The sequence below is a fragment of the Streptomyces sp. NPDC088794 genome (assembly GCF_044750545.1).
In the GTDB taxonomy this organism is placed as follows: Bacteria; Actinomycetota; Actinomycetes; order Streptomycetales; family Streptomycetaceae; genus Streptomyces.
This window is the reverse complement of sequence record NZ_JBIVKB010000006.1, coordinates 298,484-318,792: the sequence shown is the minus strand read 5'-3', so window position 1 is coordinate 318,792 and position 20,309 is coordinate 298,484. Positions and strand designations below refer to the sequence as shown.

Sequence of the window (20,309 nt, the reverse complement as noted above, 5' to 3'; positions counted from 1 at the left end):
TCACCACGAGCCCGGCGCTGTCTACGGCGCCGGGCTCGCTGTATACCTAGGGCATGTCCGATGTGCGGCTGGCCTCGCCCCAAGGCAAGTGGATCCTGCTCACCACCGTGCTCGGCTCCAGCATGGCCATGGTGGACTCGACCGTCGTCAACGTCGCCCTGCCCCGCATCGGCCGCGATCTGGACGCCGATCTGGCCGCGCTCCAGTGGACGGTCAACGCGTACATGCTCACGCTGGCCGGACTGATCCTGCTCGGCGGCTCCCTCGGCGACCACTACGGGCGCCGCAAGATCTTCGTGATCGGTGTCGTCTGGTTCGCGACCGCCTCGCTGCTGTGCGGTCTGGCGCCGAACGTCGGCATCCTGGTCGCCGCGCGCGCCCTCCAGGGCATCGGCGGGGCCCTCCTGACGCCCGGCTCGCTGGCACTCATCCAGGCCTCCTTCCACCCCGACGACCGGGCCCGTGCGGTCGGTCTGTGGTCCGGCTTCGGTGGCGTCGGGGCCGCCGTGGGGCCGTTCCTGGGCGGCTGGCTGGTGGACGGGCCCGGCTGGCGCTGGGTCTTCCTGATCAACGTGCCGCTGGCCCTGCTCTGCGCGCCGATCGCGGTCCGCCATGTGCCGGAGTCGATGGACGGCCGCAGCCACGGACGCTTCGACGTGCTCGGCGCGGCCCTGGGCGCCCTCGCGCTGGCGCTGGTGACGTACGCGCTGATCGAGGCCCGCGAGGGGTCGGTCGTCGTGGTCCTCACGGCGGTCGCCGGGGTCGCGGCGGGGGTCGCCTTCGTGCTCGTGGAGCGGCGCAGACCCGATCCGATGATGCCGCTGGACATCTTCGGCTCCCGCCAGTTCACGGCGGTCAACGTGGTCACCCTCTGCGTCTACGCGGGCTTCAGCGGCTTCTTCTTCCTGGCCGCCCTGCAACTCCAGGTCGCGGTCGGCTGGTCGGCCCTGGCCGCCGGCACGGCGCTGCTGCCCACGACCATCCTGATGCTGCTGCTCTCCGCCCGCTCGGGCGCCCTCGCCGACCGCATCGGCCCGCGCATCCCGCTCACGGTGGGCCCGCTGCTGTGCGGGGCGGGCATGCTGCTGATGCTGCGGGTGGGGCCCGGCGCCTCCTACCTCGCCGACGTCCTGCCGGCCCTGCTGGTGCTTGGCCTCGGCATGGTCACCCTGGTCGCCCCGCTGACCGCCACGGTGCTCGCCTCCGTCGACGTGACACGGGCGGGCCTGGCCAGCGGCATCAACAACGCGGCGGCCCGCGCGGCAGGCCTGATCGCGGTCGCCGCGCTGCCGCTGCTGGCCGGCATGGGCCCGGAGGCCTACCGCTCCGCGAACGCCTTCGACGACGCCTTCCACACCGCGATGCTGCTGTGCGCGGGAGTCCTGGCGGTCGGCGCGGTGATCGCCTTCGCGACCGTCCGCCGCCCACCGCCGGACTGCCGCCGCCCGGAATGCCGTACGCACGGCAACGTGATGGCGCCGCCGCTGGAGGCGGACCGGAACGCGGGGAAGCTCTCCTGACGGGGTTTCGAGCTCAGGTCAGCCCAGCAGTTCCGTGAACGCCTGCGGGTCGCTGTCGCGCAGGAACTGGCGGCAGCGGTCCGACTCCTCCTTCTCGTCGATCGCCTCGGCGGCGCGGGCGAGGGCGGCGAGGCAGCGCAGGAAGCCCCGGTTGGGCGCATGGGTCCAGGGGATCGGGCCGTGGCCCTTCCAGCCGTTGCGGCGCAGGGCGTCCAGGCCGCGGTGGTAGCCGGTACGGGCGTACGCGTAGGACTCGATCACCCGGCCGCCCGCGAACGCGTCCTCGGCGAGCAGCGCCCAGGCGAGCGAGAAGGTCGGGTGCTGCGCGGCTACCTCGGCGGGGGCGAGGGACTCCTCGTCCAGCAGGCGGTAGGCCGCCTCGTCGGCGGGCAGGAGCGTGGGGTCGGGGCCGCCGAGCAGGTTCGTGTGGGTGGTCATGAGGGAAGTCTGCCACCGCCGCGGGGTGGGGTTGCCGGGGCGGGGGGCGATTGTGGAGGATGCGGGTGGGGACCGGGGCCCCCGTGTCGGCATCGGCAGGGGCGGACCGCTACCCGGAGCACAACAGGAGACAGCGATGTCCCACGAGGCTCAGGAAACCCAGGAGCCCGAGGCCCCGCATCTCGACTTCCAGGGGACGACCCCGTACGAGGACTACGTCCAGGCGGACGTCCTCACCCACCTCCAGCACACCCGCTCCGACGACCCCGGCGAGATGGTCTTCCTGGTCACCACCCAGGTCATGGAGCTGTGGTTCACCGTCATCGTGCACGAGTGGGAGACCGCCGCGCGGGCCCTGCGCGAGGACCGGGTGCCGGTCGCGGTCGACGCGCTGAAGAGGTCGGTACGGGAACTGGAGGCGCTGAACGCCTCCTGGCGACCGCTCGGCCAGCTCACGCCGACCCAGTTCAACTCCTACCGGGCCGCCCTCGGCGAGGGCTCCGGCTTCCAGTCGGCGATGTACCGTCGCATGGAGTTCCTGCTCGGCGAGAAGTCCGGGTCGATGCTCGTGCCGCACCGCGGCGCACCCCGTGTCCACGCCGAACTGGAGAAGGCCCTGCACGAGCCGAGCCTGTACGACGAGGTGCTGCGGCTGCTCGACCGGCGCGGGCACGCGGTCCCGGCGGCGGTGCTGGAGCGGGACGTGTCGCTGCGCTACGAGCCGTCGCCCGAGGTGGAGGCGGTGTGGACCGACCTGTACGCGGGGGACCCCGGTGATGAACTCGCCCGCCTCGGCGAGGCGTTGACCGATGTCGCCGAGCTGGTGTGGCGATGGCGCAACGACCATCTCGTCGCCACCCGGCGCGCGATGGGCGCGAAGACCGGGACCGGCGGCTCCGCCGGAGTGGCCTGGCTGGAGAAGCGGGCGCAGAAGAACGTGTTCCCCGAGTTGTGGACGGCGAGGTCCCATGTCTGAGTCCGCCGTGCAGGCAGAGAAGGCCGTGCAGGCCGAGAAGCTGGACGCCGATGATGAACTCGCGGGCGTACGCGGCCAGTTCGTCCTCGACGAGGTTGTCTACCTGGACGGGAACTCGCTCGGCGCGCTGCCCGCCGCCGTCCCCGGACGGGTCGAGGACGTGGTCCGCCGACAGTGGGGCGAGCTGCGGATCCGGTCCTGGGACGAGAGCGGGTGGTGGACCGCGCCCGAGCGGATCGGTGACCGGATCGCCCCGCTGGTCGGGGCCGCGGCCGGGCAGATCGTGGTGGGCGACTCGACAAGTGTCAATGTCTTCAAGGCACTTGTGGCGGCCGTGCGGATGGCGGACGGCGCCGGCCGGGACGAGATCGTCGTCGACGCGACGACCTTCCCCACGGACGGGTACATCGCCGAGTCGGCGGCCCGGATGACGGGCTGCACGGTGCGGCCGGTGACCCCGGCCGAGGTGCCGGCGGCGCTCGGCGACCGTACCGCCGCCGTGCTGCTCAACCACGTCGATTACCGCACCGGGCGGCTGCACGACCTGCCCGCGCTGACGGCCGCGGTGCGTGCGGCGGGCGCGGTCTCGGTCTGGGACCTGTGCCACAGCGCGGGCGCGCTGCCGGTGGGGCTCGACGAGCACGGCGTCGACCTCGCGGTCGGCTGCACCTACAAGTACCTGAACGGCGGCCCGGGTTCACCCGCGTACCTGTATGTGCGCGGCGACCTCCAGGACCGGTTCGACTCGCCGCTGCCCGGCTGGAACTCGCACGTCGAGCCGTTCGGCATGCGCAGCGAGTACGCCCCGGCCGACGGCGCCCTGCGCGGTCGGGTCGGCACCCCGGACATCCTCTCCATGCTCGCCCTGGAGGCGGCCCTGGAGGTCTGGGACGGGGTCCCGATCGAGGCCGTGCGGGCCAAGTCCCTTGCCCTGACGGACTTCTTCCTGGAGTGCGTGGCCGCGTACGCGCCGGCGGGGCGGGTGGAGTCCTTGACGCCGGTCGCGCACGGGGAGCGCGGCAGCCAGGTGGCGCTGCGCTGTTCGGACGCCGGGGACGTGATGAAGCGGCTGATCGAGCGGGGTGTGGTGGGCGACTTCCGGCACCCCGACGTACTCCGTTTCGGTTTCACGCCGTTGTACGTCGGTTTCGCCGATGTCGAGCGGGCGGCACGGGTGTTGGGGGAGGTGCTCGGGTAACGCGCGTTCCACCTCTCGACGATGCGGCGAGGGTCCGGTACAGAACCGTTTATCCCTCACCGTGCGTGACATCCGCGTGTCCACGCACGTCACGGGCCTGGTAGCGTCCCCGCCAACGGCCTGTTTCGTACGTGGTCCGCGAAATCCTCCCCCAGTGCCGAAAGCCTGGGAGGTACCCATCGTCGCTGAGAGGTTGGAGCATGCCCGACGACGCCGCAGCATCCCGGGCCGCCGCGGAAGAGGAGTCGGCCTTCTCGCACCCGGCGGTCGACCCCGACTCCACCGGGACGTACGGCGACCACCCCGACCAGGTGATCGACTTCTACGCCCCGCGTGCCGAGCAGATCGCCGGCGTACCCGCCCCGCTGGTCGTCGCGCTGCACGGCGGCGCCTGGCGGGCCCCGTACGACCGCCGTCATCTCTCGCCCTTCGCGGACTTCCTGGCCCGTCGCGGGTTCGCGGTGGCCAGCGTCGAGTACCGGCGCGGGGGCGTGCTTCCCGCGCAGGGCGGCGCGGGGCCGGTCGCCGGGCGGTGGCCGGACACCTTCGACGACATCGCCGCCGCGCTGGACGCGCTGCCCGGCCTGGTCCGCGAGGCGCTGCCGCAGGCCGACCCGCGCCGTACCGTGCTGGTCGGTCACTCGGCGGGCGGGCACCTGGCGCTGTGGGCCGCGTCCCGGCACGTCCTGCCGGCCGACGCCCCCTGGCGCACCGGCGGCCCCGCCGCGCTGCGCGGAGTCGTCGCCCTCGCCCCGATCGCCGACTTCGAGGTCGCCGAGAAGCTGGACGTCTGCGGCAACGCCTCGCTCCAACTCCTGGGCGGTGAGGAGCACTTCGCGGACCGCAGGCCGTACGCGGACCCCGCCCTCCTGCTCCCCACCGGCATCGCGACCACGCTGGTCCAGGGCCGGAGCGACCTCGTCGTCCCGCAGGCGGTCGCCGAGGCGTACGCCGACGCGGCGGCGAAGGCCGGCGAGGTGGTGGGCCTCACGCTGCTGGAGGACGTCGGCCACTTCCCGCTGATCGACCCGGCGGCGGACGCGTGCGCGGTGGTCGCGGAGGAGATCGCGCAGCTGGCGTTCTGAGCCGGCCCGCGCATCGGGGCGGCATACGTCAGGGGCGGCGCCCGGTACCCGCGTACAGGATGAGCCCGTAGTACCTGAGACGGAGGGCGCAGGACCCTCCTCACAGGTGACGACCGGGGCGCCGGGCCCGCTTACGTTTGTTCGCGTGACCGAGACGACCCAGATGCAGACGAAGACGCCGGGCGGGGCGGCGGCGCGCAGCCCCGAGTTCCGGCTGGCCGCGGACGCCCTGCGGGGGCTGCGGCAGGACCTGTTCGACGACGGCCTCGCCTTCCGCCCGCTGGCCCGTTCCGCGGACGGCCCGCTGACCCGCCGCCTCAGGGGCCGGGCGCGGGAGTACGCGGCCTGGAGCCCGCACGTCCTGATCCTCGCGATCGGCCTGATCGCGATGTTCATCGCGACCAGCGAAGGCATCCGCGGCCCGGTCACCAACCTGTTCCTCGGCCTGCTCACCCTGGTGCCGGTGCTGCTGACCATGGTGCGGCCGGTCGGCGCGTTCTGGCTGTCCATGGCCGCGACCCCGGTCGCCACCATGCTGGGCAACGAGTGGGACGACGACTGGCCGTGGCTGGCGGGCAGCTTCGTCTGCCACCTGGCCGTGCTCACGATCGTCGCGATACGCACCCGGCCGCGCACGGCCGCCTGGATGTGGGCGCTGACCGCGGTGTACGGCATCGGCGTCGGCACCTTCGCCGGCGGCCACGCCTTCAGTTCGGACACCGCGCCGATGCTGTTCCTGTCCGCCGTGATCCTGCTCGGCGTGACCGTCTGGCAGATCCGCCGCGAGGCCCGGCAGGAGGTGACCGCGCAGCAGACGGTGACCGCGCACGAGCGCTCCCGGCGCACGCTGTTGGAGGAGCGCACGACGATCGCCCGCGAGCTGCACGACGTGGTCGCCCACCACATGTCGGTGGTCGCCATCCAGGCCGAGGCCGCGCCCTACCGGGTGGAGAACCCGCCGCCGGAGCTGGAGCGCGCGTTCGTCACGATCAGGGAGAACGCGGTGGCGGCCCTGACCGAACTCCGCCGCGTCCTGGGCGTCGTACGGGCCGAGGACTACGAGGCCCCGGACGCCCCGCAGCCCACCCTCGCGGACCTCGACGGACTGCTCGCCAACGTGCGCGACGCCGGGCTGTCCGTCGAGAAGGTCGTCACCGGCGCGGTGCGCGAACTCCCGCAGGGCGTCGAGCTGTCGGCGTACCGGATCGTCCAGGAGGCGTTGAGCAACAGCCTGCGGCACGCGCCGGGGGCGAGCGCGCGGGTGGAGATCGGGTACGTCCTCGGCGGGCTCGGCGTGCGGATCGTCAACGCTCCGCCGCCCGCGCCGTCCCTGGTCAAGCCCTCGCCCGGGGCCGGCCACGGCATCACGGGCATGCGCGAGCGCGTCTCCATGCTGAACGGCGAGATGACGGCGGGCGCGACGGACGACGGAGGCTACGAGGTGGCGGTGTTCCTGCCGGTGCCGGCCGCCACCGCCGCGGGCGAGGGGGCGGCATGACCATCCGCGTCCTGATCGCGGACGACCAGATGATGGTGCGCGAGGGCTTCTCGGTGCTGTTGAACGCCATGCCGGACATCGAGGTCGTCGGCGAGGCGGTGAACGGCCGTGAGGCGGTGCAGCGGGTGCGTGAACTCGCCCCGGACATCGTTCTGATGGACATCCGCATGCCCGAACTGAACGGCATCGAGGCGACGAAGGAGATCGTCGCGGCGGACGCGACCGCGAAGGTGCTGGTCCTGACCACCTTCGACCTCGACGAGTACGTCTACCAGGCGCTGCGCGCGGGTGCCTCCGGCTTCCTCCTCAAGGACGCCTCGGCCCGCCAACTCGCCGAGGGCGTCCGGGTGGTGGCCTCCGGCGAGGCGCTCCTCGCCCCCTCGGTCACCCGCCGCCTGATCACCGAGTTCTCCAAACTCTCCGACACCCCGCGCCTGATGCCGTCCGCCCACGCGGCCTACGGCGACCTCACGGACCGCGAGACGGAGGTCCTGGTCCTGATCGCCCAGGGCCTGTCCAACTCGGAGATCGCCGGACGGCTGGTGGTGGCGGAGTCGACGATCAAGACCCATGTCAGCCGGATCCTGGTGAAGTTGGGCCTGCGGGACCGGACGCAGGCGGCGGTGTTCGCCTATGAGGCGCGACTGGTGACGCCGGGGTAGTCAATTGGTGGTTACGGCCTCCGTGGAGACCGTTTCCCACAGGGCGTTGAACCACAGGTGCGACTGTTCGACGAAAGCCGCGTCGGCGGAACCGGCCGTGTCCGAGGTGAACCGTCTCTGCAGCGACAACTCTGTCATCACGTCGAAGAACTCCCGCGGTTGACCGTCGATGTCCTCCCCGCGCCGAGTGGCGACGCAGTAGGAGAAGAGCGCTTCGGATCCGTTGATCAGGTAGAGCTCCACCACGGGGGTGAAGGGCACGGCGCGGAATCTCACGTCCACGTCGATGCCATGGGTGGAGCGGAGCGATTCCAGCGACGTTCGCAGCGACTGTGCATGGGCGTTGCGTCTCATCAGCCAGCGTCGATGCAGCTGGTCGCTGATGTCGTAGTCCGCTTCCACCGGAACCGGGAATGCCAGGTTTATGTCTCGGCTCGGCACCAGGACGCGAAGAGAGACCTTCTCGGGGAGGACTCTTCCCGCGTGGATGTCCTGAAGCGGTCTCGCCGCGGCCAGGGACAGCGATTGACCCGTCAGGCACAGCGCGTCAACTTCCACGTGCCGTTCGGAGAAACCGAGCGAGAGTCGGTCCGCGAGCCCGACCATGGACGTCGTCCACAGCGTGCTGTCCGTGGAGTTGTTCGTCGAATGGCCCTTGGGGGCGCCCGAGTTGTTCCTCGGTTCGACCAGCTGGATCCACTCGCGGACATCCGGGGCGGGCAGTTCGGCCCACTGGCACAGGAGGCGCACGACCTCCAGGAATCGGTCGGCGTCGCGTGGGGCGTGGTGTCCGGTGCGCCAGTCGCTCAGGGTAGCCACCGGGACTCCGGTCTCCTTCCGGACGCCGTGCAGGGTCACGCGGCTTCCTGCGGCGGCTCGACGGGTGCGCGCCGCATCCCATAAGTCGGAGAAGGCCCTCATCGTGGGTGACGCCATGCGTTGCTCCCAGCCCGCCGCGTGCGAGTCGGAAGTTCCGACCAACTTGGAGTGTAGAAGTCCGGAATCCGGACCGTCACGACATCTGTGGCACCAACTCGCCGGCACCCCTCCAATGGGCAACAAGCAGCGTGACGTCGTTGCTCCGCTCGGCATCCACGGGGGTTCACGTGAGCGACAGGACTCGAAATGGGCGTACCGCCCGGCGACTTGGGCGGACCGCTCTGTTCGGGGTCGTACGCGGTGTCAGTACGGCCCTGGGCAGTGCGGCGGTCGCCGGGTTCGTCTGGTGGGCGCAGAGCCGTTGACGTGGCGGGCGTTTCAGGCCGTCGCCAGTTCGCACCACACGTACTTGCCGCGGTTGCCGAACCGGGACAGGGGTTGCCAGCCCCAGAGGTCGGCGCAGCTGCGGACCAGGAGGAGACCTCGGCCGTCCTCTTTCTCGGCGAGGTCCGAGACCTCCTCCAACTGCCTTGGGGGCGGCGGTGGTTCGGGGTCCGCGTCCCATGCGCCGACCTGTAGGACGCCGGGCGCCCAGCGCATCCGCAGCGCGGCGGGGCCCTTCGTATGGCGTACGGCATTGGAGACCAGCTCTGCCGCGAGCAGCTCCGCGGTGTCGGCCAGGGCGATCAGGCCGTGCAGGGTGAGGACGAGACGGACGGTACGGCGGCAGACGGTGACGGCGCGGGGGTCGTTGGGGATGTAGAGGGAGTACTCCCAGGGGGCGGATTCGTGTTCGGGCATGGCTGACTCCGGTGGGGGAGGAGGGAGTTGAGGGGGAGTGACCAGTGGCAGTGCCGCGCTCGTCATGGCATGACGGGGCGGTGCGCTTCCGGTACCTCGGAGTTTGCGCAGCGTGTGTGTCACGTCACCGACGGTAGAGGAGTAATTACTCCTCTCGCAACCTGTTGGCGTAGCCTGACACCTGAAAGAGGCATCAGAGCAGGGGTGTTGAGGAGCGTGCATGGCACCGAGGAGTCACGCGACCGCGAGGCAGGTGCGGCTGGGCACCGAACTGCGTCGGTTACGGGAGGCCGCAGGACTGAAGGCGCGCGAGGTTGCCGAGCTGCTGAATTCGACCTCGGCCCAGATAAGTCAGGTGGAGTTGGGACTCTCCGGAGCCAGCGAGGAGCGGGTGCGGCGGCTCGCGGCTCATTACGCCTGTACCGATGAGGCGTTGATCGACGCGTTGGTGGCAATGGCCACCGATCGGACTCGTGGCTGGTGGGAGGAGTACCGAGGAGTGCTGCCACCAGCGTTCCTGGACACTGCCGAGATCGAACATCACGCGACATTCCTGCGCGAGATTGTGATCACGCACGTTCCCGGGCTACTGCAGACCGCCGACTACGCCCGCTCAGTTTTCACGTATACGCGTCCCGAGTTGCCCGAGGTCGAAGTGGCTCTCCGTGTCGATCAACGGATGCAACGCCGGGCAGTCATCGAGAGTGATGCTCCGGTTCCCTACGAATCGATCATCCATGAGTTCGCTCTGCGGATTCATGTGGCGGACCGTCAGGCGTCGCGCTCCCAACTGCGCTTCATCCTGGACAAGATCGAAGCCGGGCAGGTTGCCGTGCGTGTCATTCCCGTGGAGCGAGAAGGCTTTGCTGGTGCGGGAGCCTCGATGATGTACCTGGGAGGTCCGGTACCCGAGTTGGACACAGGCCAGCGGGACGCCCCTACCGGCGTTGCGTTCGTCGATGCGCCGCCTCAGCTGAGACAACTTCGCAGGCTTTTCCGTACGGTGCAGGCAGCAACTCTGGGGCCTGCTGCGTCGCAGGACTTCATCCACCGTATGACGAAGGAGCTCTGAATGTACTGGCGAAAGTCTTCCCACTCCGGCGGTGGCGACGGCGACAGCTGCGTCGAGATAGCCACTCTCCCCACCCGCACGGCCGTCCGTGACTCCAAGTTCCCCAGCCGCGCGACCCTTTCCTTTCCCACTGCTTCCTTCTCCGCGCTGGTCGACCACCTCAAGGCCAGCTCCGTGGAGGAACTCCGATGAACTGGCGTAAGTCCACGTACTCCAGCGGCGGCGACGGTGACACCTGCGTCGAGATAGCCAGCCTCCCCACCCGCACGGCCGTCCGCGACAGTAAGTTCCCCTCTCGCGCCACCCTCTCTTTCCCCACCGCCTCCTTCTCCGCGTTCGTCGATCACCTCAAGGGCGATCACTCGTCGAAGTAGGCCCTGGCGACCGCGTACGTGTCCTCGTACAGGTGGTAGCGGGTGATCCGGCCGTCCTGGACCGTGACGTGCAGGGCGAACGCCGTGTCGATGTCGCGGCCCGTTTTCCTGACCTCGGAGACCATGCGGCCGAGGAGGACCACGTCGTCGCCGTCGGAGATGATCTGGCGAAGGTCGAGCTCTTTGCCCTGGACATGCGTGCCCAGCAGTTCGAAGAACGTCCGCATGCCGTCCGCCGAGTCGACGTCCGGTACCCACGGGATGCCGGGCGGGTGCGGGATCGAGAAGGACACGGAGTCGGCGAACAGGGCCGCCGCCTCCGTGCTCTTACCCTCGGCGAGCAGGGGGAACAGTCGTTGTACGGTCTGGGCCGGTGATTCCGTCGTCATGGAGCAAGACGCTACCGCCGGCCCGGCCGCTCCGTCAGAAACCGTTCAACGGGACCGAGAACAGCACCCGTTCCGGAATCGGGTCCCCGATCCAGTGCGCGTTGGCGTCCGCCGCCCACTCGGTCTGGGACCACATCTGCTGGGTGCTCCACCACAGGGACGCGCCCTCGGCATGCTGGGCCCAGCAGGCCTTTTCCGAGTCGGTGCCGCTGCAACCCTGCCACGTCGTCGTGCTGTTCCTCAGTTGCCACAGGATGCCGTGCTGGCCCCGGCCGCCGCGCGCGTCGTTGGCGTAGAAGACGTTGTCGTGCGCGAGCACCGACTGCAACCCGACTGCCTTGGTCTTGAAGGCCGCCGATGTGGTCGCCTTGCCTCCGGAGGTGACGAGGGGCATCTCACCGCCGGGCGCGGCGAGCTTGTAGCGGAAGATCCGGCCGGGTGTGCTGCCGCCGGACGAGAACCACTCGTTGGCCACGATGGTGAACGGGCTGGTGGTGCGATCCAGTGTGATCGAGGCGAAGCACGGCAGGTTGTCGGAGGTGTCCGGGTCGCAGTAGTCCGTGCCCAGGCTGTAGGAGCCGATCGCGGGCATTATGTACTGGTAGCCGTGCGCCGAGTAGCCGCCGCTGACCTTGCCGATCTCGTGGGCGTTCACCGAGGCCTGGAAGATGTGCGCCATCGAGAAGACGTACAGCGCGTTGTGGCTGTGGTCCCTGTCCCACGCCGTGACGAGGAGCTTGTCGCCGAACCAGACGATGCCGCCCACGTGCGAGCCGAACTTGGCGAAGTTGTCCCCGCCCTCGGTCGGGATCACCGGCAGCACCCAGCGGTACTTGAACGCGCTGGAGTTGTTCGCGTCGATGAACGCGAACCGCGCCAGGTGCGCGTCCTCTTTCGGCCAGCTGTAGTCGTGGCTGTCGTTGTGCGCCCAGGCCGAGACGATCACCTTGTTGGTGCCCCACATGCCGTCGTCGTCGGCATCGCCGGACGAGGTCAGGCCCTGCGGCAGGAACACCCTGGTGGTGTCGTCGCCGGTGTCCCAGCAGTAGGCGTTCGACGCGGCAGGCTGGACGGGCAGCGCGCCGGTCTCCGTGGCGCGGCACGACGACCTGTTCCGCATCGGGTGGTTGGCACTCTTGAGGACCTCGTCCACACCAACGCTGTCAAGGTGAGTGCCGAGCTTGCTGATCGTCGAACCCAGCACCTGGTGCTGGGTCAACGTCAGCTTCGCCAGGTCGCTCGCCGAGGTGATGGTGGTGATCGGCCCGGGATCGTCCCCCGGCGCGGCCTGAGCCGGAGTCCCCGCCGCCATCAGCGCCATGAGGGCAACTGCCGCCGTACCGAAACCTGTTCGCCACTTTCTCAATGCTTCCCCCACAGATTCCTCTGATCGAGCAAAGGCGTCATGCTGCCATGTCCATGGCGCAATCCGGGTAGTCCGCGCATAAAGGTTGAGGCAAGGGCGGGTCAGGGTGGCGTCACCATCCCGCACACCTCGACCTCCCCGTTCAGGACAGGGTGGGGAAGGAGAAGCTGACCCCGTGGCGTTTCTCCAGTCGCTCCATGGTCGGGCCCAACTTCGCTCGGAGGGCGGCGATTTCGTGGCTGTTCTCCGCGACGAACCGCTCGCGCAGCTTCTCGCGCAGGGGTTCGCGGACCGCCTCCACCGGGCGCATGCAGTCGGCGTAGGCACCGGCCAGCTCGCGGTCCTCCGCCGCGAAGGCGTCGGCGTCGTCGGCCCGGCGCGCGAGTCGGCTGTCGACCAGGGCGAAGAAGTCGTCCTCGCTGCTCACCCGCAGGTCGTGCCGTCGCTCCAGGCATTCCGGCAGCTCGGCCAGCACCTGCCGCACCTGCGGCCGGGCCGCCAGTGCGTCGAGTCGGTTCCACCACTTGCTCTGCAGGGGCGAGACGAGTGCGTCGAGGCCGCGTACGGCGTCGGCCCCGGCCGCGGCGCAGCGGCGGACGACTCCGTCGTCGGAGGCGGCGCCCGGCACCGCGGAAGCGGAGTCCGCGGTGGTCCGCAGGACGCTCGGCAGATCGGGCGCGGGGCCGCCGTTGAAGCCGTCGCGTTCCAGGAGGTCGAGGTCCGGCAGCGTACCGAGCCGGACGAACATGGGCGGCGGGCCCTGCGGCCGCGGGCGCCCGGCGTCCTGGGCACAACGGGCGGTCACCGCCGCGCCGACGGTCTGGCCGAAGGTGCCCAGACCCACGGTCAGCCGGGTATCGGCACCGGTCGCCGGGAGCACCATGGGGATCGGGTCGTGGGGGAGCCCGTGGGACAGCCGGGCCGCCGCGGTGGTCCGGCGGGCCGTGTCGGACTGGCCGGACCGGTCGGACCGGTGGGGTGCGGGGCTCGCGGACGGGGAGCAGCCGGCGATCGCCACGACCATCAGGAGCACGGCCGTCACGAGCACGGCCGGCACCGACTGCGCCGGGCGGAGGCGGTAGGGCACCGGGAAGCCTCTCTGTGACGGGAGCCGGGGCCCGCGGCGGGCGTGGGCCCCGGGTTCCGCTGGGTCAGTGCGCGACGTCGGCGATGTCGTTGCTCGTGTTGTAGCTGCCGACGCTCATCGGCACACCGTTGTTGACGTCGGACAGCAGCACGATCCACGGGCTGTGCGTGCCGTCGTAGGCGCGGATGTAGCCGCGGGAGCCGCGGATCCAGGTGCCGGCGGAGTTGCGGTAGAAGCCCGCGTACAGATCACTGGTCGCCGCGCTGTTCTCGTACGAGGCCGTGAGGTTGAGGTCGTTGCAGGAGCTCGTGGACGACTTGTTCACGACGGTGCCCGGGCCCCGGTAGCCGGTGCGGATCTCCGCCGTGGCGCACGCCTGGGGCGCCGCCTCGGCGGCCGGGACCAGGACGACCAGCGAGGTGGCGACGACGGCCGAGGCCGCCAGCGCGGACCAGGTCCTCTTCATCGGATGATTCCCCCTTCGGTCTGCGGACGGACCGGTTGATGTCCGCCCGTCGCCCCGCACACTGACAGCGGCGCGGCGGCGCGGTCTTGAAGGAATGCGCACTGTCGGTCGGATCCGCCGGATCCGCCGGATCCGCCGGATCCCGGGTGGGCCCTTCGGCCGGATCCCGAGCCCGCGCCTCAGCCAGGCTCCTCAGCCCATCTCCTCCGCCCGGCCCCTCAACGGTCCAGCAGCACGCTCGTCGGGTGCCCGGGGACGCGCTCGACGACGCGGTGCTCGGCGATCGCCTGCACGTACTGGCGTGGCCTGAGGGACGTCATCGCCTTGAACTCCCGGCTCAGATGCGCCTGGTCGGAGAAGCCGACGGCCGCCGCGGTCTCGCACGGACCATGGCCGGCGGCCAGTGCGCGCAGGGTGTTGTTGAGGCGCACGATCCGTCCGGCGGTCTTCGGGGAGACACCGATCTGTTCGCGGAAGCGCTTCTCCAGCTGTCTGCGGCCCCAGCCCACCGAATCGGCCAGCACGTCGGTGGTGACGTTGCCCCGTCGCGCGCCCATCTCGTACCAGGCCTGTGCGACGCGCGGCGAACAGGGCGGGCCCGCCGCCGCCCACGCGGTGAGGGCCGCGTCCACCAGGGCGAAGCGCCGGGGCCAGTCCGGTGCCGAGGCCAGCGCGTCCGCGAGCGTGCCGAGCCGGCGGCCCAGCACGTCCTCGGCCGCCAGATGACGGCCGGCCAGCTCGTGCATCGACGCCCCCAGCAACGGGTACGCGGCCCAGGGCGTCATCACGATCTCCATGCCGGACAGCCGGCCCTGGTGCCCACCGGTGCCGGCGGACGCCTGCACGCCGGTGAGAACCGCGCTGTACAGGGCGGCACCGCACCCCTGCGCGTTGTCCAGCGAGAGTCGCTCGTCGAATCCGACGACGAGGGTCACCATCCCGGTGGGGAGTTCCAGCCGCCGCCGCGGCCGGCTGAAGCGGGCCCGGAAACCGTGGTAGCGCAGGACGCCGGGTCCCAGACTCGCCGTCGGGCGGCCGGGCACACTCTCCCAAGTGCCTTTCGGGCATGCGTAGTCGCTCATGTACGTCCCCCTGTGGCCGATCTCTGGCCGATCTGCGGTCGGTCTGCGGTCGAGGGCATGCTGGCACCCGGCGGAACGGGACTCGCCGGGCCCGATCGGAACCGGACGGCCCACCTCGCACCGCGCAGCCGCACGGCTTCCTGAAACGGGTGTGCCGAGCGTCGAACCTCCTGGCGTATCCCAACTCCTGTGCCCGCTGCGGTGGATGGGGTTGGGCAGGAGGAAGTTCCGGCCGGTGTACGGATGTCCGGGATGCCGTCGACGCGCGGCGGGCCCGCGTCCGGCGGCCCGGAAGCCGTCCGGTCGCTCGGACGCGGGCCGCCGACGACGTCCGCCGTCGGGCGGTCAGTCGTACGGGTTGATCGACGCGCTGGAGGAGCTGCAGTTGTCCAGGGTTGTCGCGGCAGACCGTCACCCACAGGCTGTGGATGCCGCCGTCGAGGCTGCCCGGCAGGGCGCTCCAGGTGGCGGTGGAGCCGCAGCCGCCGGTGTTCCAGTGGTTCGGGTACTGGAAGCCCGGCACGGTGACGTAGAAGAACACCGGGTGCGCGTCGCAGGAGGTGTCGCTGAGCTTCACGTTGCGCAGGGTGAAGGACTCCGAACCGGTCCAGTCGACGGTGAGCGAGACGGAGGCGCCCGTCGTGCTCGCGCTGCGCACGTCGTTGTCGGCGGCGCTTGCCGTGCCCGGCGTGAATCCCAGGACCGTGGCCGCGAGGCCGGCGACGACGGCGGTGATACAGCGTTTCCTCATGGTTCCTCCTGTGGGTTCGGGCGAGTGGCGACAGGCTGTCGGCACGGCCGGGCGCGGCACCAGGGGCTCCGGGCACGCTGGGACGGTGGGACGGCGGTGGGCTCTGTGGCCTGCGGCGACACGGAGCCGCTGGGAGGCCGCCGGGACGGCCGCCGGCGGGCCAGGACCCGGCCAGGCACTCGGCCGGCGGACACTCGCCCGTAAGACAGTGCTGGTCAGGACGGGGATCGTCGGTCTACCGTCCGTGCATGGCAGCCTTCGATCCCTGGGACCCGGCGTTCCTCGCCGACCCCTACCCCGCCTACGCCGAACTGCGTTCCCGGGGCCGCGTGCACTACTACGAGCCCACCGACCAGTGGCTGGTGCCCCGGCACGCGGACGTCTCGGCGCTGCTGCGCGACCGGCGCCTGGGGCGGACGTATCGACACCGCTTCACGCACGAGGACTTCGGCCGTACGGCCCCGCCGCCGGAGCAGGAGCCCTTCCACACCCTCAACGACCACGGGATGCTCGACCTGGAGCCCCCGGACCACACCCGCATCCGGCGCCTGGTCTCGAAGGCGTTCACCCCGCGCACGGTCGAACAACTCAAGCCGTACGTCAGCCGGTTGGCGGGCGAGCTGGTGGACCGGCTGGTCGCCTCGGGCGGCGGCGACCTGCTCACCGACGTCGCCGAGCCCCTCCCCGTCGCCGTGATCGCCGAGATGCTCGGCATCCCTGAGTCCGACCGCGCCCCGCTGCGCCCCTGGTCGGCGGACATCTGCGGGATGTACGAGCTGGGCCCGTCCGAGGAGACCGCGGCGAAGGCGGTGCGCGCGTCGGTCGAGTTCTCGGACTACCTGCTGGAGCTGATCGCCGCCCGCCGCAAGGAACCCGGCGACGACCTCATCTCGGGCCTCATCGCGGCCCACGACGAGGGCGACCGGCTCACCGAGCAGGAGATGATCTCCACCTGCGTGCTGCTGCTGAACGCGGGGCACGAGGCGACGGTGAACGCCACGGTGAACGGCTGGTCGGCGCTGTTCCGCAACCCGGACCAGCTGACCGCCCTGCGCGCCGACCACTCCCTGATCCCGTCCGCCGTGGAGGAGTTGATGCGCTACGACACCCCGCTCCAGCTCTTCGAACGCTGGGTCCTGGACGAGATCGAGATCGACGGCACGACCATCCCGCGGGGCGCGGAGATCGCCATGCTCTTCGGTTCGGCGAACCATGATCCCGAGGTCTTCACGGACCCCGACCGACTCGACCTGTCCCGCAAGGACAACCCTCACATCTCCTTCTCCGCCGGCATCCACTACTGCATCGGCGCCCCCCTGGCCCGTATCGAACTGGCGGCTTCCATGGGGGCGTTGCTGGAGAGGGCGCCGACACTGGCCCTGGCGCAGGAGCCGGTCCGCAAGCCGAACTTCGTGATCCGGGGGTTGGAGGGGCTGAGCGTCGAGGTGGGGTGATCACCCGTTCGGATGATCACGTATGGAACCCGGTCGGTGGTCGCGGATGGCTCGGCAGGGTGGTGTCCGTCTATGAAGGGGGACATCGTGCCAGGCACGCCGGATCAGTTGTCGGTGGAGGAGTTCGAGCAGATCGCCGCGTTCGCCGAGCGGGAAATCGAGACCGTCCGGTTCGAGTTCGTCGGCGGGCGGATGGGGCTCAGGAAAGCGACCGATGGCAATCACGGCTCGATCGTCATGTGGTTGATCCGCACATGGTTGCCGTCCTGGCCCGAACTCGGCCTCTATCCCTCCCGGGGTCTGAGGGTGGAGGTCCATCGCCAGGGGCGTGTCCTGCCCGACGGTGTGCTCGCACCGGTGGGGCACTTTGCGGGGGACGGTGACTGGTCCGACCCCGACGGTGTGCTGATGACGATGGAGATCACGTCCTACGACTCCGACACGCACCACCTTGACCGTGTGGAGAAGCCCCGAGCGTATGCCGAGGCCGGGATCCCGGTCCATCTGCTGATCGACCGGGACAAGCGCTCGGTCGTCGTGCACAGCGAGCCTCACCCCGACGACGGTTACCGGGACCTCCACACAGTCAGGTTCGGTGGGGAAGTCAAGCTCCCGGACCCCGTCGGGATGGTGATCGACACCGAGGTACTCAAGCAATACGTCGGCTGAGGACCGCCCCCGTCACGTCGTCATGTCCCGGCGTCGCAACCCCGCCAGCCCCCCGCCCACCAGCACCAACGCGATACCCAGCAGTACCAGCACCGGTCCCCACTCCATCCCCCCGCCCGGCAGCTTCGGCAGGTGTCCGAAGGGGGAGATGTCCAGGACTGTCTGCGGTACGTCCAGTGCCGGGCCCACCCAGCCGATCAGCAGGACCGCTCCGGCGACTCCCCACGCCGCCGGGGCGAGGCGTGGGGCCAGTCCGTACAGCAGGACCGCCAACCCGCCGATCACCCACACGCCCGCCACCTGGACGACGCACGCGCCCAGGATCGGGCCGACCTCCTTGCCGTAGCCCGCCGCCAGACCGGCCCCCGCCAGCAGCATGATCAGGACCGAGCCGCCGAAGGCCACCGCCAGATGGCCGGCGGCCCAGCGCAGGCGGCCGACCGCGTTCGCCAGGAGGGGTTCCGCGCGGCCCGAGGTCTCCTCGCCGTGCAGGCGCAGGACGGAGGCCACGACGTAGAGGGCGGCCACCAGGCCCAGCATGCCCGTCATAGACGCGAGGAACGCGTCCGTGATACCGCTCTGGCCGCCCATCCGCTCGAAGATCTCGCGGGCCTGCTTGTTGTCGCCGACCAGGTCGGCCACGCCGTCGGTGAGGCCGCCGTAGACCACCCCGGCCAGGAAGAAGCCGATCGACCAGCCGAGGACGGCGCCGCGTTGGAGGCGCCAGGCCAGGGCGGCCGCCGTGCCGAGAGAGCCGGTCGGCGGGCCCGGGCGGGTCGGCAGGAAGCTCATGCCCACGTCCCTGCGGCCCGCCAACCCGTAGGCCACCGTGCCCTGGAGCGCGACCGCCGCCGCGAACAGGCCCAGCACCCACCAGCGTTCGGCCGCGAAGGGGCGCAGGTTCTCCAGCCAGCCGAGGGGAGACAGCCAGGTGAGCGGGGACGAGCCGTCCGTCGAGGCCGCGTCGCCCGCCGCGCGCAGGACGAAGGCCGTGCCCAGCAGGCCCGCCGTCAGGCCCCGGGCCAGACGCGCGCTCTCCGTCAGCTGGGCCACGATCGCCGCCATCGTGGCGAAGACCATGCCCACCCCCGCCAGACCGAGGCCGAAGGCCACCGCCCCGGCCGCGCCCTGACCGGACAGGCCCGCCGCAACCAGCAGTCCCAGTACGGCACTTGCGACCGCCGCCGCGAGCAGCGCCGCCGTCAGCGAGGCCCTGCGGCCCACCGCGCCGGAGGCGATCAGCTCCTGCCGGCCGCTCTCCTCCTCGTCACGCGTGTGGCGTACGACGACCAGGAGCGCCGTGACACCGGCGAGCGCGCCCGCGTAGACGCCGACGCGCCAGGCCGTGAGTGCGCCGAGGGAGTCGTCGAAGACGGGGCCGATCAGCGCGCGGAAGGAGGAGTTGGTGGCGACCTGGTGGAGCAGGTCGGCGCGGTCGGCGGCGGTGGCGTACGTGCTCTTGAGGGTGCCGGGGATGGACAGCACCATCAGCGTGTTCACCGCCACCCACACCGGGATCATCACCCGGTCCCGGCGCAGGGAGAAGCGCAGCAGCACCCCCGTGCCCGTGAACGTCGTCATCGGGCCGCCACCCCTTCGGTATCGGTGTCGGTGTCGGTGTCCTGGTAGTGCCGCAGGAACAGCTCCTCCAGGGTCGGCGGTGTCGAGGTCAGCGAGCGGACCCCCGACGTCGTCAACGACCGCAGTACGGCGTCGAGTTCGTCGTTGTCGACCTGGAGCCGGACCCGCTTTCCCTGGACGTCGAGGTCGTGCACGCCGGGCAGTCCGGCCAACCCGTCCGGCTCGCCCGCGAGTTCGGCCGTCACGCTGGTCCGGGTGAGATGGCGCAGGTCGGCGAGCGAACCGCTCTCCACCGTGCGGCCGTTGCGGATGATGCTCACCCGGTCGCACAACTCCTCGACCTCGCTGAGGATGTGGGAGGACAGGAGGATCGTGCGGCCCCGGTCCCGCTCCTCCTCCACGCAGCGCTGGAAGACCTCCTCCATCAACGGGTCCAGGCCGGAGGTCGGTTCGTCCAGGATCAACAGGTCGACGTCCGAGGCGAACGCGGCCACCAGGGCCACCTTCTGCCGGTTGCCCTTGGAGTAGGTGCGGCCCTTCTTGGTGGGGTCCAGCTCGAAGCGGTCGACCAGTTCCGCGCGCCGCCCGGTGTCGAGACCGCCGCGCAACCGGCCGTAGAGGTCGATGACCTCACCCCCGGAGAGGTTGCGCCACAAGGTCACGTCACCAGGGACGTACGCGATCCGGCGGTGGATCTCCACGGCGTCCGCCCACGGGTCGCGGCCCAGGACCTGCGCGGCGCCCGAGTCGGCGCGCAGCAGGCCGAGCAGGACCCGGATGGTGGTGGACTTGCCGGCGCCGTTGGGGCCGAGGAAGCCGTGCACCTCGCCGGTTTCGACGTCCAGGTCGAGGCCGTCCAAGGCGTGGGTGCGGCCGAAGGACTTGTGGAGCCCGACGGCCGTGATTGCCTTCGTCATGGTTCAGAACGTACGCTTCTTTCAGAAATTTGTGAAGTTAAGGA

Annotated in this window: 21 protein-coding genes; 11 read left to right on the top strand and 10 right to left on the bottom strand. The window is 70.7% G+C overall.

All coding sequences use genetic code 11. The features are described from left to right. The first annotated feature begins 53 nt into the window (after nucleotides 1-53). Complete coding sequence (locus ACIP6U_RS19970; RefSeq protein WP_401719309.1) at nucleotides 54-1,520, top strand: MFS transporter; 1,467 nt, start codon at nucleotides 54-56, stop codon at nucleotides 1,518-1,520. 18 nt (nucleotides 1,521-1,538) lie between these two features. On the opposite strand, the gene ACIP6U_RS19965 is transcribed toward ACIP6U_RS19970, so the two are convergent. Next, nucleotides 1,539-1,958 carry a DUF3151 domain-containing protein gene (locus ACIP6U_RS19965; RefSeq protein ID WP_401719306.1) on the bottom strand — a complete coding sequence of 140 codons (420 nt, stop codon included), beginning with the start codon at nucleotides 1,956-1,958 and terminating at the stop codon, nucleotides 1,539-1,541. 136 nt (nucleotides 1,959-2,094) lie between these two features. Here ACIP6U_RS19965 and ACIP6U_RS19960 point away from each other — a divergent pair, with 136 nt between their 5' ends. The 5 genes from ACIP6U_RS19960 to ACIP6U_RS19940 all read left to right on the top strand — a co-directional run bounded on the left by ACIP6U_RS19960 (nucleotide 2,095) and on the right by ACIP6U_RS19940 (nucleotide 7,377). Next, nucleotides 2,095-2,934 (top strand): tryptophan 2,3-dioxygenase family protein, encoded by an 840-nt coding sequence (locus ACIP6U_RS19960; protein WP_401719304.1) that lies wholly within the window; start codon nucleotides 2,095-2,097, stop codon nucleotides 2,932-2,934. Further along, a complete protein-coding gene (gene kynU / locus ACIP6U_RS19955) occupies nucleotides 2,927-4,132 on the top strand; it encodes a kynureninase (RefSeq protein ID WP_401719301.1) in 1,206 nt (401 codons plus the stop codon). The genes ACIP6U_RS19960 and kynU overlap by 8 nt, the downstream gene beginning before the upstream one ends. Before the next feature lie 200 nt (nucleotides 4,133-4,332). Next, nucleotides 4,333-5,217, top strand: a complete 885-nt coding sequence (locus tag ACIP6U_RS19950; protein ID WP_401719299.1) for an alpha/beta hydrolase family protein — start codon at nucleotides 4,333-4,335, stop codon at nucleotides 5,215-5,217. Nucleotides 5,218-5,362: 145 nt separating this feature from the next. Continuing rightward, complete coding sequence (locus ACIP6U_RS19945) at nucleotides 5,363-6,715, top strand: sensor histidine kinase (protein ID WP_401719297.1); 1,353 nt, start codon at nucleotides 5,363-5,365, stop codon at nucleotides 6,713-6,715. Then, entirely contained in the window at nucleotides 6,712-7,377 is a 666-nt protein-coding gene (locus ACIP6U_RS19940; RefSeq protein ID WP_401719294.1) for a response regulator, read from the top strand. The genes ACIP6U_RS19945 and ACIP6U_RS19940 overlap by 4 nt, the downstream gene beginning before the upstream one ends. Here ACIP6U_RS19940 and ACIP6U_RS19935 read toward each other — a convergent pair whose 3' ends face one another. Together ACIP6U_RS19935 and ACIP6U_RS19930 are read right to left on the bottom strand one after the other, a co-directional pair. Then, a complete protein-coding gene (locus ACIP6U_RS19935) occupies nucleotides 7,378-8,313 on the bottom strand; it encodes a GntR family transcriptional regulator (RefSeq protein WP_401719293.1) in 936 nt (311 codons plus the stop codon). It abuts the gene before it with no gap. Nucleotides 8,314-8,634: 321 nt separating this feature from the next. Continuing rightward, on the bottom strand, nucleotides 8,635-9,057 hold the full coding sequence (locus ACIP6U_RS19930) for an ATP-binding protein (RefSeq protein WP_401719292.1): 423 nt from the start codon (nucleotides 9,055-9,057) through the stop codon (nucleotides 8,635-8,637). A gap of 220 nt (nucleotides 9,058-9,277) precedes the next feature. Between ACIP6U_RS19930 and ACIP6U_RS19925 the strand changes: the two genes are divergently transcribed. From ACIP6U_RS19925 to ACIP6U_RS19915, 3 genes are read left to right on the top strand one after another with little or no spacing between them, the layout of a single operon-like run. Beyond that, a complete protein-coding gene (locus ACIP6U_RS19925; RefSeq protein ID WP_401719290.1) occupies nucleotides 9,278-10,129 on the top strand; it encodes a helix-turn-helix domain-containing protein in 852 nt (283 codons plus the stop codon). After that, complete coding sequence (locus ACIP6U_RS19920) at nucleotides 10,130-10,321, top strand: DUF397 domain-containing protein (RefSeq protein ID WP_401719287.1); 192 nt, start codon at nucleotides 10,130-10,132, stop codon at nucleotides 10,319-10,321. Further along, on the top strand, nucleotides 10,318-10,503 hold the full coding sequence (locus ACIP6U_RS19915; protein WP_401719284.1) for a DUF397 domain-containing protein: 186 nt from the start codon (nucleotides 10,318-10,320) through the stop codon (nucleotides 10,501-10,503). Before ACIP6U_RS19920 ends, ACIP6U_RS19915 begins: the two co-directional genes overlap by 4 nt. Here ACIP6U_RS19915 and ACIP6U_RS19910 read toward each other — a convergent pair. The 5 genes from ACIP6U_RS19910 to ACIP6U_RS19890 form a co-directional block, all read right to left on the bottom strand. Beyond that, nucleotides 10,488-10,892, bottom strand: a complete 405-nt coding sequence (locus ACIP6U_RS19910; RefSeq protein WP_401719282.1) for a nuclear transport factor 2 family protein — start codon at nucleotides 10,890-10,892, stop codon at nucleotides 10,488-10,490. The genes ACIP6U_RS19915 and ACIP6U_RS19910 overlap by 16 nt on opposite strands. A gap of 34 nt (nucleotides 10,893-10,926) precedes the next feature. After that, nucleotides 10,927-12,213 (bottom strand): hypothetical protein, encoded by a 1,287-nt coding sequence (locus ACIP6U_RS19905; RefSeq protein WP_401719279.1) that lies wholly within the window; start codon nucleotides 12,211-12,213, stop codon nucleotides 10,927-10,929. 187 nt (nucleotides 12,214-12,400) lie between these two features. Continuing rightward, nucleotides 12,401-13,345, bottom strand: coding sequence for a hypothetical protein (locus tag ACIP6U_RS19900; protein WP_401719276.1), 945 nt, complete (start codon nucleotides 13,343-13,345; stop codon nucleotides 12,401-12,403). A gap of 64 nt (nucleotides 13,346-13,409) precedes the next feature. Beyond that, nucleotides 13,410-13,811 (bottom strand): hypothetical protein, encoded by a 402-nt coding sequence (locus ACIP6U_RS19895; protein WP_401719274.1) that lies wholly within the window; start codon nucleotides 13,809-13,811, stop codon nucleotides 13,410-13,412. Nucleotides 13,812-14,029: 218 nt separating this feature from the next. Further along, nucleotides 14,030-14,893 (bottom strand): helix-turn-helix domain-containing protein, encoded by an 864-nt coding sequence (locus ACIP6U_RS19890; protein ID WP_401719271.1) that lies wholly within the window; start codon nucleotides 14,891-14,893, stop codon nucleotides 14,030-14,032. A 999-nt stretch (nucleotides 14,894-15,892) separates the two neighbouring features. Between ACIP6U_RS19890 and ACIP6U_RS19885 the strand changes: the two genes are divergently transcribed. Continuing rightward, entirely contained in the window at nucleotides 15,893-17,098 is a 1,206-nt protein-coding gene (locus tag ACIP6U_RS19885) for a cytochrome P450 (protein ID WP_401719268.1), read from the top strand. A 72-nt stretch (nucleotides 17,099-17,170) separates the two neighbouring features. After that, a complete protein-coding gene (locus ACIP6U_RS19880; protein ID WP_401719630.1) occupies nucleotides 17,171-17,767 on the top strand; it encodes a Uma2 family endonuclease in 597 nt (198 codons plus the stop codon). Between the two features lie 12 nt (nucleotides 17,768-17,779). Here ACIP6U_RS19880 and ACIP6U_RS19875 read toward each other — a convergent pair whose 3' ends face one another. After that, on the bottom strand, nucleotides 17,780-19,348 hold the full coding sequence (locus ACIP6U_RS19875; RefSeq protein ID WP_401719265.1) for an ABC transporter permease: 1,569 nt from the start codon (nucleotides 19,346-19,348) through the stop codon (nucleotides 17,780-17,782). After that, complete coding sequence (locus tag ACIP6U_RS19870) at nucleotides 19,345-20,265, bottom strand: ATP-binding cassette domain-containing protein (protein WP_401719262.1); 921 nt, start codon at nucleotides 20,263-20,265, stop codon at nucleotides 19,345-19,347. The genes ACIP6U_RS19875 and ACIP6U_RS19870 overlap by 4 nt, the downstream gene beginning before the upstream one ends. Between the last annotated feature and the right edge of the window lie 44 nt (nucleotides 20,266-20,309).